This is a genomic window from Micromonospora sp. NBC_01796 (assembly GCF_035917455.1).
In the GTDB taxonomy this organism is placed as follows: domain Bacteria; phylum Actinomycetota; class Actinomycetes; order Mycobacteriales; family Micromonosporaceae; genus Micromonospora_G.
Map to the genome: position 1 here is coordinate 6,544,444 of NZ_CP109078.1, position 15,503 is coordinate 6,559,946.

The following is a 15,503-nucleotide window of genomic DNA, read 5'->3' on the forward strand; positions in this document are numbered from 1 at the left end:
TGTCAACCGAACCGACGTGTGTGTCGATGGGGAGTGTGGCGTGACCATGACCGAGGTGCCGCTGTCGCCTGCGCAGGAACGACTCTGGTTCCTCGACCGGTTCGATCCGGGACAGCCGAACAACATCGCCTTCGCCCGGCGCCTGCGCGGACCGGTCGACTCCGACCTGCTCGCCCGGGCGTTCACCGTGGTCACCTCCCGGCACCAGGCGCTGCGGGCGACGTTCCTCGACCGTGCCGGTGTGCCGGTCCAGGTGATCGCCGACCCGTGCGCGTTCGACCTCGAACGGCTGGACCTGACCGGGGAGCCGGAGTCGCTGCGCGAGGAGCGGGCCCGCGAGATCGGCCGCCAACTCTTCGACACCCGGTTCGACCTGGCCCGTGGACCGCTGATCCGGGCGACCCTGCTGACCCTGGCCCCCGACGACCGGGTGCTCGTCGTGGTCGTCCACCACGTGATCTTCGACGGCAGCTCGCAGTCGATCCTGCTCGACGAACTCGGTACGGCCTACGGCGCCCTGGTCGACGGTGGCGTACCGGACCTGCCGGCGTTGCCCGTCGGTTGGGCGGACTACGTACGTGAGCAGGCGGATCAGCCGGCGGGGAAGGTGGAGCAGGATCTCGCGTACTGGCGGGAACGGCTCGCCGACGTACCCACCCTCAACCTGCCGACCGACCTGCCCCGGCCCCTGTTCAAGACCCCGCGTACGGCCCGGGTACGGCACAACCTCGACGGTGAACTCACGAACAGCCTGCAACGGCTGGCCCGGGTCCAGCGGTGCACGTTGTTCATGGTGTTGCTCGCCGGCTACCAGGTCCTGCTGGGGCGGCACGCCGGTCAGGACGATGTCTGTGTCGGTACGGCCAGCGCCGGGCGTTCCCGCGCCGAGCTGGAACCGCTCGTCGGGTACTTCGTGCACACCCTGGTCCTGCGGGGTGACCTCTCCGGCGACCCCACCGTACGCGAACTACTCCGGCGCACTCGGAGCACCGCCCTGGAGGCGTACGCCCACCAGGAGGTCCTGTTCGAGCGGTTGGTCAGCGAGCTGGACGTGACCCGCGACGTGAGTCGTACGCCGTTGTTCGAGACCATGTTCGTCCTGCACACCCAGGGCCAGTCGAAGGTCTCCATCCTGCCCAACGTGTCCGGCGGCCCGTTCACCGTCGGCGTGGTGCAGACCCTGTTCGACCTGGTGGTGGACGCCTGGATCACACCGACCGGGCTGGCGATGACGGCGCGTTACGACACCGGACTGTTCACCGAGGAGACCGTCAGCGCGATGTTGCGTCGGTTCGAGGTGTTGTTGCGGGCGTGTACGGAGGATGTGGATCGGCGGGTGTCGGAGCTGCCGATGGATGACGCGGTCGGGTTGCGGTCGGTTCTGGCGCGGGGTCAGGGTCCGCGTCGTCCGTACTCGGGGACGGTTCTGTCGTTGTTCGGGCCGCGGGTCGCGGCTGCTCCGGGCGCGTTGGCGGTGGATTCCTGGACGTACCGCTCCTTGGACGAGCGGGCCAATCGGATCGCCCGGTATCTGCGGCGATCGGGGGTCGAGCCGGGTTCGGTGGTCGGCGTCTGTCTGCACCGGACACCGGACGTGTTGGCGGTGTTGCTGGCGGTGTGGCGGTGTGGTGCGGCGTACCTGCCGTTGGACCCGGGGTTGCCGCCGGCCAGGATGTCGTGGCTGCTCACCGACTCCCGCGCCGGCTTCGTGGTGACACAACGGAACGTCGCCATGGATGACGCCGATCCGGGCCGAATCCTCTGGTTGGACCGGGACGCGGTGGAGATCGAGGCGGAGTCGGCCGAGCCCATTGTGGAGTCGGTTGATCCGGGTGCGTTGGCGTATTTGTTGTATACGTCGGGGTCGACGGGGTGGCCGAAGGGTGTGGGGGTGCCGCATTCGGCGTTGACGAACCTGTTGTTGTCGATGCGGGACGCGTTGGGTTCTGGTTCGTCGGATGTGTGGTTGGGGTTGACGTCGTTGTCGTTTGACATCAGTGGGTTGGAGTTGTTCCTTCCGTTGGTGGTCGGTGCCCGTCTGGTGTTGGTCCCGGAGGAGCGGGTGAAGGATGGTGCGGCGATTGTGCGGTTGGTGCGGGCGGAGGGGGTGTCGTTTGTGCAGGCGACGCCGTCGGGGTGGCGGATGTTGCTTGATGCGGGTTTCGATTTCCCGGGTGTGGTGGGGTTGACCGGTGGTGAGGAGTTGCCGGTGGGGTTGGGTCGGGAGTTGCGGTCGCGGGTGTCGCGGTTGGTGAATGTGTACGGGCCGACGGAGACGACGATCTGGTCGACGTTGGCGGAGGTACCGGTCGGGGTGGGTGGGGTGTCGTTGGGTGCGCCGATCGGTAACACCCAGGTGTACGTGGTGGATCGGGGGTTGCGGCCGGTGCCGGTCGGGGTGCCGGGTGAGTTGGTCATCGGCGGGGCGGGTGTGGCGTGGGGGTACGTGGGGCGGGCGGGTTTGACCGCTGGCCGGTTCGTTCCTGATCCGTACGGGGCGCCGGGTGGGCGGTTGTATCGGACGGGGGACCGGGTCCGGTGGTTGCGGGGTGGGGGGTTGGAGTTCCTGGGTCGGGTGGACCATCAGGTGAAGGTGCGGGGGTACCGGATCGAGTTGGGTGAGGTCGAGGCCCGTCTCGTGGAGCATCCTCTCGTCGGTCAGGCGGCGGTGGTGGTGGCGGGTAAGGGGGAGGATGCCCGTCTGGTGGGTTACGTGTCGCCTGCGGCGTCGGGTGAGTCACCGTCGGGGCGGCAGTTGCGGTCGTATCTGGCGGAGGCATTGCCGGGGTACATGGTTCCGGGGCAGGTGATGGTGTTGGACGCGTTGCCGTTGAACACCGCCGGCAAGATCGACCGACGCAACCTACCCACCGGAGAGCTCGACGACCCCGAGGTGCACGACTACGTCGCACCGCGTACGGAGATCGAGGAACTGGTGGCGGCGACCTGGGGTGAGGTGCTCGGACGGGAGCGCGTCGGGGCACTGGACGACTTCTTCGACCTCGGCGGCCACTCCCTGCTCGCCACCAAGGCGGTCGCCCGACTCGGCGCCGCACTGGAACGGGACGTACCGATCCGCATCCTGTTCGTACGGCCGACCCTGGAGGGCTTCGCCGAGGCGATCGAGGACCTGCTCCACGGGGAGGGCGGGTCAGCCCTTTCCGCGTGAGGTCCCCTCCGGGCGCATGCCGGTCTCCTCCTCGATCGGGTTGTCGGCCAGGGAGCCGGTCGAACTCTCGTCCGGGAAAGAGTGACGCCCCGGCGTGTCGGGGGTCAGGCCCGGTCCGCCCTCGTGGAACGGGGTCGGCTCGACCGTACCGAGGCCGTCGCCGCCCGCGGCGGCCGGCTCGCCGGCCCGGCGTTCGCCCCGCCGTCCCTCGCTGACCGCAGTCGGCTCGCTGCCCTCGTCGATCGGGGAGTCCTCCTCGACCCCCCAGGGCGCGTCCTGGCCGAGGCCACGGGTCGTGCCCCACGGGCCGACCGACTCCGGCCCGCCCTCCCCGGCGTTCACCGCCTCGCCGTTCGTCGTGGACTGCTTCTTCGCGGCCATGACTCTCACCTCGCTGACGGGTCTGTAGCGGTGCCCGTGTGTGTGCCCACTCCCACCCCGGTCATGCGAACGACACCGGAGCAGCCTCGACGTTTGCCAGCCCCCGAAACGGGTACCGGCCGCCCGGTCCCGAGCGCCCGTAGGGCCGATCCTGCCGCCCCGTGCCCCCGGATGGTCGGTTTCTCCACGGCGGCGGTCCGAGCCGGGTGACGATGGCTCGCGGCGGGGCGATTGGCCGCCCGAGCGGGGGAAAACGACGTGGCGGGTCAGACGATGGAGGAGCCGGGAGCGGGGCGGCCCGTTGGTGGGCTGCGCCGCTGGCTGCTGCACGGTCTGCAACCGGGGAGGGCCAGCGGGCCGTACACCACCGAGAGCGTCGAGCACCAACGGCCGTGGTGGCGCGTCATGTGCCTGACCGGCCTGGACTACTTCTCCACCCTCGGTTACCAGCCCGGCATCGCCGCCCTGGCCGCCGGGGTGATCTCGCCGATCGCCACCCTGGTGCTGGTGGCACTGACCCTGTTCGGCGCCCTGCCGGTCTACCGGCGGGTGGCCCGGGAGAGTCCGCACGGTCAGGGGTCGATCGCCATGCTGGAGCGCCTCCTGCCGCGCTGGAACGGCAAGCTGCTCGTCCTGGCCCTGCTCGGGTTCGCCGCCACCGATTTCATCATCACGATCACGCTCTCCGCGGCCGACGCCAGCGCGCACATCATGGAGAACCCGTACCTGCCGGAGTCGCTGGGCGGCCTGCAGGTCGAGATCACCCTGGTGCTGATCGCCCTGCTCGGGGCGGTCTTCCTCAAGGGCTTCAAGGAGGCCATCGGGATCGCGGTGGTGCTGGTCGGCGTCTACCTGCTGCTGAACCTCGTCGTGATCGTCGTGTCGTTCGGGCACCTGCTGGCCAACCCCGGTCTGGTCTCGGACTGGCGGCGGCTGCTGTTCAACGAACATCCCGACGTGCTCGGCATCCTGGTGGTCGCCCTGCTGGTCTTCCCCCGGCTGGCCCTCGGCCTGTCCGGCTTCGAGACCGGGGTGGCCGTCATGCCGTTGATCAAGGGACACCCCAGCGACATCCCGCGCCGGCCGGAGGCGCGGATCCGGGGCGCACACCGGCTGCTCACCACCGCCGCGATCATCATGAGCGTCTTTCTCATCACCAGCAGCTTCGTCACCACCGTGCTCATCCCGCACCGGGAGTTCGAAGCCGGCGGTGAGGCCAACGGGCGGGCGCTGGCCTTCCTCGCCCACCAGTACGTCGGCAACGGGTTCGGCACCATCTACGACATCAGCACGGTGCTGATCCTCTGGTTCGCCGGCGCGTCGGCCATGGCCGGGCTGCTCAACCTCGTACCCCGGTATCTGCCCCGGTACGGCATGGCGCCCGACTGGAGCCGCGCGGTACGCCCGCTGGTGCTGGTCTTCACCCTGATCGCGTTCCTGATCACGGTGGTCTTCGAGGCCGACGTCACCGCCCAGGGCGGCGCGTACGCGACCGGGGTCCTGGTGCTGATCACCTCGGCCGCGCTCGCCGTCACCCTGTCCTCGCGCCGTCGCCGCCGCCGTGCGGCGACCGTGGCGTTCGCGCTGATCACGGTGGTGCTCGGCTACACCACGGTCGCGAACGTGATCGAACGTCCCGACGGTGTTCGGATCGCCTCGCTGTTCATCGCCGCGATCATCGCCACCTCCATCCTGTCCCGGGTGTTCCGGGCGACCGAGTTGCGGGTCACCGGTGTGCACCTGGACCCGGTGGCGCAACAGTTCCTCGCCGACGTGGTCGAGCGTGGGGAGATCCACATCATCGCGAACGAGCCGAACGAGCGCGACGAGACCGAGTACCGGGAGAAGGAGGCCGAGCAGCGTCACGACAACCACATCCCGGCCGGCGAGCCGGTCCTCTTCCTCGAGGTGACCGTCCGCGACCCGTCCGAGTTCGAATCGGAACTGATCGTCACCGGCGAGGAGCGGTTCGGGTACCGGATCCTTCGGATCGAGGGCGCCAGCATCGCCAACGCCATCGCCGGCCTTCTGCTGCACATCCGGGACACGACCGGGAAGCTGCCGCACATCTACTTTGCCTGGACCGAGGGAAACCCGCTGATGTACCTGCTCCGGTACCTCTTCTTCGGTGACGGCGAGGTTGCCCCGCTGACCCGTGAGGTGCTCCGTCAGGCCGAACCGGACCGGCGTCGCCGCCCCCTGGTCCACGTCGGCTGACCGACGGGCATGCGGGACCTATGTCCGCCCCGCCCGGCGGACCGGAATCGGTCCACCAGGCGGGTACCCGGGTTCGACGTACGGCGGTCAGGGCACCTCCGGTGGGTCGACGTAGCTCCACTGCATGCCGTCCGGGGACAGCCACGCCCCGCTCGACCAGGGCCAGCCGGGCTGGGCGTATCCGCCGGGGACCAGGACGGCGGACGCGCCCGGTCCGGCCGGGATCGGCCGGACGGTCGCGCCGCCGTCGACGCTCTCGAACAACAGCGGGGGTTGGTCGCCCTCCGGTCCGGCCTGGATCACCAGCCGACCACCCGGCCCGAGCGCGGCCCGGATGGTCAGGTCGCCCACCTCCTGCCGGGCGGCGGTCCGCTGCCAGTGCCGTCCGCCGTCGACGCTGCGGTAGACGCCCAGCATCCCGGCTACCCGGCCGACCGCGTACACGGTCTGGCCGTCCTCGGTGGCGATCGCTGCCGCCGCGAGGTCGCCCTCGGAGCTGGCGACCAGTTCCTCCGGGAAGACCTGCCGCTCCCAGGTGCGTCCACCGTCCCGGCTGACCGCCACCGCGCTGCCGGTGCCGGTGGTCCGGCCGTACCCCACGCCGCCGGTGTTGTCGGTCGTCTGGGTCGTCACCGTGTCGACGTAGCCGCTCACCCACAGTCCGGCCTCGGGCGGCAACCCGCTCACCGCCCTGGACATCTCCAGCGGGCTGCTGGGCAGGGACGCGACGGCACCGGTGACCGGGTCCACCGCGGTGACCCCGCCGTGCAGGAACTCGAAGTCGTCCAGTACGCGCCAACCCGGCGGGAACACGTCCACCGTTGCCGGGGACACGTCGTGCCAGGTCGCGCCTGCGTCGGTGCTCGCGTGCCAGGTCTGGCCGGGTGACCCCTCGTTGCCCTGATCGTCCTGCGCCCAGGCGACCAGGACGCGCGGTGCGACCGCGCGCAGGTCCACCATCGCGTTGCGCCCGACCGGCAGCGGATGGCTGCGCCAGGTCGTGCCGCCGTCCTCGGTGGCCGCGACCATCAGCGCGCAGTCGTCGGCCGACCGGCAGTCCTGCCAACGTACGTAGAGGTGGTCGAGGTCGCCGACCACCACCGGCCCGGCATTCGACCGGACCTCCCCGGGAGCGGGTGTGCCGCCGGGGGTGGGGACGAAGTCGGGAGTCCGGGGTGGTTCGAGGGCCGACCCGCCGATCCACGTACGGTCCGGGCCGGGCAGCCCGACCGTGGCGAAGCCGGCCAGCGTGACGGCCGCGGCGCTCAGCGTGGCACCCGCCAGGCGTACGGTTCGCCGCCGCCGGGCCGCTCGCCGTACCACCTCGGCGAACTGTGGCCGGAATGCTGCTCGGGCGGCCTCGGAGAGACCGGTGAAGTCCAGGTCAGGCATGACGATTCTCCGATTTCCCGATCCGGGTGGTAGCGGGTTGCAGCGGCTGGGCGGGCAACGGTGGGTCCGGCTCGGGAGTCGGCCCGGTCGGCTGGTCGCCGAGGTGGCCGGCGAGCGCGCGCCGGCCGCGTACCAGGCGGGTCTTCACCGCCTCGACCGAGCAGCTCATCGCCTCGGCCACGTCGGCCACCGGCAGGTCGGCGATGTGGTACAGCACCACGGTCTTGCGGATGTCCGGTGGCAGCCGTTGCAGTGCGGCGACCAGCGCCACGTGGTCGGCGGACATGCCGGGTGTGGACCGGTCGGGCTGGGTCACCCGGCCGGTGCGGACCAACCGGTCGAACAGCGCCCGGCGCCGGTGGCGGGAGCGGGCCAGGTTCATCGCCACCGTGCGCAGCCACGCCTCCGGGTTGTCGACCTTCAACAGCCGGTTCGGCCGGGCCAGTGCCCGGACGAATGCCTCCTGGACCACGTCCTGCGCCTCGGCGAAGTCGCCGGTCATGCCGAAGAGCTGGGCCACCAGCCGTCCGGCCGAGGCGGCGTACACCTCACGTACCTGTTCTCGTTCGTCCACACTCACCCCTGTTCATGGCTGCCGTCACGGATACGACCCACGAGCCGGCCCCCCGGTGACAATCCCGGACGGTTTCGGGTGAGGGTGGTGACCGGCAGGGCGACGGCGGCCATGGGCGCGGCCACGGCGAGTCGGCGCAACGGGGTACGAACTAACCCGGTCGGGACAGCGGCGTGGCGTAATGATCGAGCGATCGGGGCAGGAAGGATCCTGTGCGCGACCGTGTCCGATGGGCGGACCGGTTGCCGGCACCGGGACTCGGGAGGACGCGTGGATTCGTGGGCTGTTGTGGCGCTGGTGGTGGTGGCCGCCGCGACACTCGTTGTCGCGATCGTGCTCGTCGTCAGGCTGCTCAGGATGAGGGCGTTGATCCGGAGCAGCCGGATGCCACTACCGGGCAAGTTCGCCTTCTGGGCGGCGGTGGTTTACAGCATCTCGCCGGTGGACGTCCTGCCCGATCCGATCTACCTGGACGACATCGGGATCCTGCTCGGCGCGATCACCTATCTCGGGCATCTCGCCAGACGGCACGGCATCATCGGAGGTCGGTCCACCGCAGGCCAGCTCGAGCAGCCGGCGGTCAAGAAGGTCGGGACGAAACCCTAGTCGCGGTCGTCGTCCGGCGAGTGCACGTCGCCGTCGACCTCGAACGGGGTACGCAGGCGTGTCATCGCGGCCAGGCTCACGTCCACGGTCGGCCGCTGGTCGACCGAGGGGTCGCCCTTCGGCAGGTCACCGAACGGGTTGGGGTCATGGGTGGTCACGTCGGTCAACATCTGCTCCAATGCTTGCGCGCCGGTGCTCGGCTCACCCGATGGCAGGCGCGAGTCGGGTGCGGAAGGGAAAGAACGAGCGGGGTGGATCCGGTCGGGGTGGATCCGGTCATGCCGGAAGATGCATCCCATTCGTGCCATGAGCGTACCCGTAGCCTGCGACACGACTTTGGCGTACGGTCGTCGTCCGTTCCCGGGCGGCGGGTAGAGTGGTACGTGCAGCCCGCTGGTCTCGACCGCTACCTGCGCTGATGTCGACCACCACGCGCCGCGACCGGAACGGTCAGCGCCGTGCAGGGCGATTCCTTCCACGTTCGGAGACACTCCATGGCGGCACGCCGCCCCAGTAAGACGCTCGATTCCGTACCCAGCTCCTTCGCCGAACTCGGCGTGCCCGCCCCGCTCGTCGCCGCGCTCGATCAGGTGGGCATCACCAGCCCGTTCCCGATCCAGACCGCGACCCTGCCGGACGCGCTGTCCGGGCGCGACGTGCTCGGCCGAGGCAGGACCGGGTCCGGCAAGACGTACGCCTTCGCCATCCCGCTGCTCGCCCGGCTGACCGCCAGCCGCCCGACCCGGCGGCCCGGTCGTCCGCGATCGCTGATTCTGGCGCCGACCCGTGAGCTGGCCACCCAGATCGAGGCGACGATCGCCCCGCTGGCCGCCGCCCTGTCGCTGCGCACGATGACCGTTTTCGGTGGGGTCGGCGCACGGCCCCAGGTGAACGCCCTGCGCGCCGGGGTCGACATCGTGATCGCCTGCCCCGGCCGGCTGGCCGACCACGTGTCGACCGGCGAGGCGGTTCTCGACGCGGTCGAGATCACCGTCCTGGACGAGGCCGACCACATGGCCGATCTCGGCTTCCTGCCGGTGGTGAAGCGGCTGCTCGACCGTACGCCGGCCGCGTCCCAGCGGCTGCTGTTCTCGGCGACCCTGGACGCCGGGGTCGACGTGCTGGTCCGGCGGTACCTGACCAACCCGGTCACGCACAGCGTCGACTCCGCGACGTCCCCGGTCGCCGCGATGACCCACCACGTGCTCCGGGTACGCCATGACGACCGGTTGCCGGTCCTGATCGACCTGGCCGCCGCACCCGGTCGGACGCTCGTGTTCACCCGTACCAAGCGGGGGGCGAAGAAGCTGACCAGCCAGTTGGTCGCCTCGGGCGTGTCGGCCGTGGAGTTGCACGGCAACCTGGCGCAGAACGTCCGTACGCGCAATCTGGCGGCGTTCTCCACCGGCGACGCCCGTACGCTGGTCGCCACCGACATCGCCGCCCGCGGCATCCACGTCGACGACGTGACCCTGGTGATCCACGCCGACCCGCCGGCCGAGCACAAGGCCTACCTGCACCGCTCGGGGCGGACCGCCCGGGCCGGAGCCAGCGGCACGGTGGTCACCCTGATGACCGAGGACCAGGTCGCCGACGTCCGTGACCTCACCCGTCAGGCCGGCATCAACCCGACGATCACCCCGCTGCGGCCCGGTCACGCGTTGCTCGCCGAACTCGCCCCGGGTGAGCGGCTGTTCACCGCGCCGCCAGCGCAGCGCCCGGCGTCGTCCGGGTCCTCGACCCGCAGCACCTCCGCCTCCGGCGGTACGGGTCGCGGCGGGTCGGCCCCCGGTGGCGGAGCCCGTGGCGGCTCTGGCGGCGGTGGATCGGCCCGTGGTGGCGCTGGGGGTGGGGCGGCCCGTGGTGGCGCCGGCGGTGGGGGATCAGCCCGTGGGGGCTCTGCCGGTGGCGGGGCGGCCCGTGGTGGTTCGGCGCGCGGGGGCTCGAAGCGCGGTGGATCTTCTCGTAACGGGACAGAACAGCACGAATCCACCCGAGATACTGCAAATCACGCTGCCTCGGCCCCGGCGGGCAGTGCGGCGGCGTTCTCCGCCGGCAGCCGGGTGGGTAGCCGCGGCCGGCGCTGACCGCACGCCTGAGCGTACGGCCGACGCCGGCCGGGGCGAAGGGGAAGAGGGTATGACCAGCGGTGAGGGCCGCTGGCCGTGGTCCGGCACGGGGGTAAGTGCCGTCATGATCGAGTAGCGCGGGGCGATGTTCGGTCGCCCCGCGCCGGCCGGCTGCCGGGCCTCAGGCCCGCGGCGGCCCGTCGTAGTCCGGTGCCACGTAGACCGGGAGGCGTTCGCCGCCCCCGCGGGCGTAGCGACGGGTGTAGGTGACGTGCCCGCGTGGCTGCGGCAGCCGTGAAGCCGCCGTGGCCGGGTCAGCGGACTCGCCGCCCTCAACCGCCGTTACCGGAACTTTCAGGTACATCGGCAGCGAGCGCGCCGCAGCCACAGATCGAGCGGGAGTCACCTCGTGGCGTTGGTCGTGCCACGGACCGCCAAGGAATAGGACCTTCATCCGCTTATCGTCCCCTGTCCAGGGCTCCAATGCCTCATCCGTCGGCCCTTGAATCCGTGGGACGCCCGAAAATCGTCCGATCAGGCGGTAAATACCGCACCACCGCCGGACGACAGAGGGTCTATCGTCCTGGCGGTGGCGGGTATTCGAGCGGTCGGGCGCTTCACCTTCCGAAGGTGTCTTCCGGCAGGTCAACGGTGAGTGGTCGGACAGTTACCCGCCGATCAGGTCGAATCGTTCCCATGCTCCGATCGCACCTCTGTTCGCGATCAGAGGCGCGGCGCCGCTGTTTTCCGCGGCAACGTACTGGTTGTTCCCGATGGAGCGGAGACTGACGCTGCCGTCGGTGTTACGGACGAGCTGGAACGTCTCCCAGGTGCCGATGGTGGTTTTGTTGGCGATCAGGGGAGCGGTGCCGCTGGCGGCGGTGACGATCAGCCCGTTGGCCTTCGACCTCAGCGCGATGTTGCCGTTGCCGGCGTCGAGGCGGTCGAACTGCTCCCAGGGGCCGATCGCGGCCCGGTTGGCGATCAGGGGCGCCGCCCCGGCGTTGTCGGCGGACACGTACTGGCTGTTCACCCGGGCCCGCAGGCTCACCACCGGAGCCGTCGGCGCGCTCGGGTTGAACCGTTCGGCCCAGTAGCGGGTCCGGTCCAGGTACGCCGTCTGCGCCGCCGCCCCGGTCAGCCCGTACGCGCCGGAATAGGTCAGGTAGCCGTGTCCGGCCGGCGGGGTGGAACTCGCCGGCTCGATCGTCGAGCCCTCGTGCCACTCGTTGAACGACGTGATCGACACCCAGTCCGGCGGGGTCGGCGTACCCAGGGCGTTGGTCCACTGCCGGTCGTACGCGGCCCCGTTGTCCCGGCCGAGCGTGGGCGTGGTGTTGCCCGGCACCGCCCGGTCGTCCAGGTAACCGGGCGCCACCGAGGGTGCCCAGACCAGCCCGTTCGCCCGGCAGTACGCCGCCGCGTTCGCCCAGCCCGGCGCGGTCGCCCCGGCGATGCCGTCATAGGTGTACATGCCGCCGAAGTTGGCCACCTTCGAGGTGTCCGTCGTCTGGGCCAGGACGATGTTGTTCGCCCGCACCTGGGCCAGCGGGGACCAGTCGGTGATCCGCAGGCTCTCGAAGACGTAGAACGCCGGGCGGTTGCCGTGCGCGGCGTCCCGGTAGAAGGCCGGGCTGGATCCGTACCGGGAGTTGATGTAGTTGATGTCGGCGACCGTGCTGGCCGCGGTCCGCCCGCTGTACGGCTCCAGGTGCCAGGCGACCTTGATGCCGTACTGGGCGGCGGCGGTCATGACCCGGGCGGTCAGGTTGTCCTCGTACGAGCCCTGCCCCCACCAGCTGTAGACGATCGTGCCCACCCCGGCCTGGCTGATCCAGGCCATGTGCTGGTTGATCGTGGCGACGTCGCCGGAGTCGTACGCACCCCGGGTCGGGTAGTAGTCCGCGCCGATGTCCTGCGGCGGGGTGTGGTTGCCCTGCTGCCAGTGCCGGTAGCTGCCGGCGACGGTCGGGTTGCCGTACCAGGAGTAGTAGAAGATGTGGACGTTGGACGCCGGTGCGGCCAGCGCCCGGACGGGTTCCTCTGCTCGCGGCGCCGCCTGCGGCGCCGGGCCGGGTGCGCCGACGAGCCCGACCGCGGTCAGCAGCAGGGTCGCCAGGGCGGTGCGCCCCCAGCGGGAGATCCGGTGCATGTGTTTCCTCCGTGGTTGCCGAGCCTGGCCCTGACCGGTGCGGGCGGTGGCACGCCCGCACCGGTCACGGGTGCGGCGATCAGCCGCCGATAAGGTCGAAGCGTTCCCAGGCACCGATCGCCGCTCGGTTGGCGATCAGCGCCTGGGCGCCGCCGCCTTCGGCGGCGACGTACTGGTTGTTCCCGATGGAGCGCAGGCTCACGCTGCCGTCGGTGTTACGGACGAGTTGGAACGTCTCCCAGGTGCCGATGGTGGTTTTGTTGGCGATCAGGGGAGCGGTGCCGTTGGCGGCGGTGACGATCAGCCCGTTGGCCTTGGCCCGCAGGGCGATGTTGCCGTTGCCGGCGTCGAGGCGGTCGAACTGCTCCCAGGGGCCGATCGCGGCCCGGTTGGCGATCAGCGGTGCCGCCCCGCCGTTGTCGGCGGACACGTACTGGCTGTTCACCCGGGCCCGCAGGCTGATCACCGCGGGCGTGCTGGTGGTGCCCGTGGTGAAGGTGAACGCGTCCACGTCGAACAGGTTCCCCTGCCCGGTCACGCCCTTGAACACCAGGTAGAGCGTGGTGCTGCCGGTCGGCGCGTTGGACAGGTTGGCGGTCACGTTCGTGAACGTCTCCCAGCCGCCGGTCGGCGCGACCGCGACGCTACCGAGCAGGGTGCCGGTGGCGGAGCCGGTACGCACCTCGATGGTGCCGCCGACACCGCCGGAGGAGACCCGGGCGGTGAACTGGGTCGCGTTGCCCAGCAGGTACGGCTGGTACGAGATCCAGTCGCCGTTGTCGACGAAGCCGGCCGTACGGCCACCCTCGGCGGCGGCGTGGTCGGCCGTCTGGATGCCGGACTGGGCGCCGAAGTGCTCGCCCTGCCGGTGCTTCGGCTGGAGCGTCCGGGTGCTGCGCGAGGTCAGACCACCGTTGTCGGTGTACGAGGCGTCGAAGACCCCGAAGATGTTCGCGGCCGAGTCGTGCTCCCCGTCGACCGGGATGGTGATCGTCCCGGTGCAGCCGGTCTTGGAGGTGATCTGGTGGGCGTGGCTGTCATGCCCCAGCGAGTACGTCACCGTCACCCGGGCACAGTTGATCGTGCCGTCCTCGTTGTCGGCGGCGCTGACCGTGAACGGGACGGTGTCCCCGAAGTTGAACAGCTGACCGTTGGCCGGCAGTTGCAGGTTCACCGTCGGCGCGGTGTTGCCGACCGTCACCACCAGGCTCGCCGTACCGGTCAGCCCGGTCGGGTCGGTGACCCGCAGGGTCGGCGAGTACGTGCCGTTCGCGGTGTACGTCTTGGTCGGGTTGGCCGCCGTCGACGTGGTCCCGTCGCCGAAGGTCCAGAGGTAGGACAGTGCCCCGCCCTCGGGGTCCGAACTGCCGGCCGAGGAGAACGTCACGGTCAGCGGGTTCGGGCCGGAGGTCGGGTTGGCCGAGGCGACCGCCACCGGGCTGCGGTTGCCGCCGCCGATGTACTCGACCCGGATCAGCGCCTGGTTGTTCGACCCGGTGCCGTAGTCGAGCACGTACAGCGCACCGTCCGGGCCGAACGCCATGTCCATGACCTGCGTGCCGGTCCACGGGAACGCGGAGATCTCACCGGGGGTGCCGTTGGAGTTGACCGCGATCGCCTTGATCCAGCGGCGGCCGTACTCACCGGCGAAGTACTGGCCGTCGAGCGACTGCGGGAACTTGACCGCCGAGTTCAGCGAGGCGTTGTACCGGTAGACCGGGCCGCCCATCGGCGACTCCGAGCCGCCGCCGAACTCCGACGGTGAGCCCGCGTCGCCGCCGTACCGGATCCAGCTCGCCTTGGCCGGCGGGAGGGTGGTCTGGCCGGTGTTGCGGAACGAGTTGTTGGTCGGGCCGCCGGTGCAGTTGTACTTCGCCTGCGACGGCCCGGACGGGAAGGTGTACTCGTTGTACGTCTCCGCGCTGGTGTTCGTACCGGTGCAGTACGGCCAGCCGTAGTTGCCGGGCGCGGTGATCCGGTTGAACTCCACCTGGCCGCTCGGTCCCCGGTTCGCGTCGCTGACACCGGCGTCCGGGCCGTAGTCACCGAGGTAGACGATGCCGGTGGGCTTGTCGACGCTCATCCGGAACGGGTTGCGGAAACCCATCGCGTAGATCTCCGGCCGGGTGTTGGCCGTCCCCGGCGCGAACAGGTTCCCGGCCGGGACGGTGTACGTCCCGTCCGCCTGCGGCTTGATCCGCAGGACCTTGCCGCGCAGGTCGTTGGTGTTGCCCGAGGAGCGCTGGGCGTCGAACTGCGGGTTGCGGGTGGTCCGCTCGTCGATCGGGGTGTACGAGTTCGACTCGAACGGGTTGGTGTCGTCGCCGGTGCTCAGGTAGAGGTTGCCGGCGGCGTCGAAGTCGATGTCACCGCCGACGTGGCAGCACTGCCCCCGGTCGTTGTTCACCTGGAGCATGATCCGCTCACTGCCCATGTTCAGCGTGTCGTCGCTGTTCAGGGTGAACCGGGACAGCCGCAGGTGGCCCTTCCACGCGTCGAAGTCGGCCGCCGTACCGGTGGTCGGTGCGTCCCCGCCGGGTGTGCTGAGGGTGGGGGAGTAGTACAGGTAGATGAAGCGGTTGGAGGCGAAGTTGGGGTCCGCCGCGACGCCCTGCAGCCCCTCCTCGTCGTGGGTGTAGACCGGGATGTTGCCGGCGACCTTGGTGTTGCCGGCCGCGTCGGTCACCCGGACGGTGCCGTTGCGGGCGGTGTGCACCACCGAACGGTTCGGCAGCACCGCCAGGCCCATGGCCTCGCCGATCTCGGCGGAGCCGGTGGCCAGGACAACCTGCTGGTAGTCGGCGGGCGGGATCACCACGGCCTGGGCCGCGCTCGGGGCGGCGGCCACGGCGAGCGCGGTGCTCGTCGCGGCGACCGTGGCCGCGACGAGCAGTCGCGACCAGCGGTGGAGGGTGGGGGACATCTGGTTCCTTTCCGGGGGTG

The 15,503-nt window shown here is 70.5% G+C and carries 10 protein-coding genes; 4 read left to right on the top strand and 6 right to left on the bottom strand.

What is annotated here, in order from left to right:
* Positions 1–46 precede the first annotated feature (46 nt).
* The gene (locus tag OIE47_RS29395) at positions 47–3,169 is read left to right on the top strand and encodes a non-ribosomal peptide synthetase (RefSeq protein WP_326563277.1); all 3,123 of its coding nucleotides are present in this window, start codon (positions 47–49) and stop codon (positions 3,167–3,169) included.
* Here OIE47_RS29395 and OIE47_RS29400 read toward each other — a convergent pair.
* Positions 3,152–3,550 carry a hypothetical protein gene (locus OIE47_RS29400; RefSeq protein WP_326557764.1) on the bottom strand — a complete coding sequence of 133 codons (399 nt, stop codon included), beginning with the start codon at positions 3,548–3,550 and terminating at the stop codon, positions 3,152–3,154. The two genes, OIE47_RS29395 and OIE47_RS29400, sit on opposite strands and share 18 nt — an antisense overlap.
* Before the next feature lie 258 nt (positions 3,551–3,808).
* Between OIE47_RS29400 and OIE47_RS29405 the strand changes: the two genes are divergently transcribed.
* The gene (locus tag OIE47_RS29405) at positions 3,809–5,767 is read left to right on the top strand and encodes an amino acid transporter (RefSeq protein ID WP_326557765.1); all 1,959 of its coding nucleotides are present in this window, start codon (positions 3,809–3,811) and stop codon (positions 5,765–5,767) included.
* A gap of 87 nt (positions 5,768–5,854) precedes the next feature.
* Here the strand turns inward: OIE47_RS29405 and OIE47_RS29410 are convergent, their stop codons facing one another.
* Both OIE47_RS29410 and OIE47_RS29415 read right to left on the bottom strand, forming a co-directional pair.
* Positions 5,855–7,159, bottom strand: coding sequence for a sialidase family protein (locus OIE47_RS29410; protein WP_326557766.1), 1,305 nt, complete (start codon positions 7,157–7,159; stop codon positions 5,855–5,857).
* On the bottom strand, positions 7,152–7,733 hold the full coding sequence (locus OIE47_RS29415) for a SigE family RNA polymerase sigma factor (protein WP_326557767.1): 582 nt from the start codon (positions 7,731–7,733) through the stop codon (positions 7,152–7,154). Before OIE47_RS29415 ends, OIE47_RS29410 begins: the two co-directional genes overlap by 8 nt.
* Before the next feature lie 270 nt (positions 7,734–8,003).
* On the opposite strand from OIE47_RS29415, the gene OIE47_RS29420 reads away from it, so the two are divergent.
* Positions 8,004–8,339, top strand: coding sequence for a YkvA family protein (locus OIE47_RS29420; RefSeq protein ID WP_326557768.1), 336 nt, complete (start codon positions 8,004–8,006; stop codon positions 8,337–8,339).
* Here the strand turns inward: OIE47_RS29420 and OIE47_RS29425 are convergent.
* Complete coding sequence (locus OIE47_RS29425; RefSeq protein ID WP_326557769.1) at positions 8,336–8,497, bottom strand: hypothetical protein; 162 nt, start codon at positions 8,495–8,497, stop codon at positions 8,336–8,338. The genes OIE47_RS29420 and OIE47_RS29425 overlap by 4 nt on opposite strands.
* Positions 8,498–8,833: 336 nt before the next feature.
* Between OIE47_RS29425 and OIE47_RS29430 the strand changes: the two genes are divergently transcribed.
* Entirely contained in the window at positions 8,834–10,426 is a 1,593-nt protein-coding gene (locus tag OIE47_RS29430) for a DEAD/DEAH box helicase (RefSeq protein WP_326557770.1), read from the top strand.
* A 649-nt stretch (positions 10,427–11,075) separates the two neighbouring features.
* Here the strand turns inward: OIE47_RS29430 and OIE47_RS29435 are convergent.
* Positions 11,076–12,560 (bottom strand): glycoside hydrolase family 99 protein, encoded by a 1,485-nt coding sequence (locus tag OIE47_RS29435; protein WP_326557771.1) that lies wholly within the window; start codon positions 12,558–12,560, stop codon positions 11,076–11,078.
* Positions 12,561–12,639: 79 nt separating this feature from the next.
* Positions 12,640–15,483 carry a PQQ-dependent sugar dehydrogenase gene (locus tag OIE47_RS29440; protein WP_326557772.1) on the bottom strand — a complete coding sequence of 948 codons (2,844 nt, stop codon included), beginning with the start codon at positions 15,481–15,483 and terminating at the stop codon, positions 12,640–12,642.
* Between the last annotated feature and the right edge of the window lie 20 nt (positions 15,484–15,503).

Bases quoted from the DNA above. Each gene is read 5' to 3' on its own strand.
- OIE47_RS29430 (WP_326557770.1), top strand. From the start codon at position 8,834: ATGGCGGCACGCCGCCCCAGTAAGACGCTCGATTCCGTACCCAGCTCC.
- OIE47_RS29410 (WP_326557766.1), bottom strand. From the start codon at position 7,159: ATGCCTGACCTGGACTTCACCGGTCTCTCCGAGGCCGCCCGAGCAGCA.
- OIE47_RS29440 (WP_326557772.1), bottom strand. From the start codon at position 15,483: ATGTCCCCCACCCTCCACCGCTGGTCGCGACTGCTCGTCGCGGCCACG.
- OIE47_RS29435 (WP_326557771.1), bottom strand. From the start codon at position 12,560: ATGCACCGGATCTCCCGCTGGGGGCGCACCGCCCTGGCGACCCTGCTG.
- OIE47_RS29395 (WP_326563277.1), top strand. From the start codon at position 47: ATGACCGAGGTGCCGCTGTCGCCTGCGCAGGAACGACTCTGGTTCCTC.
- OIE47_RS29400 (WP_326557764.1), bottom strand. From the start codon at position 3,550: ATGGCCGCGAAGAAGCAGTCCACGACGAACGGCGAGGCGGTGAACGCC.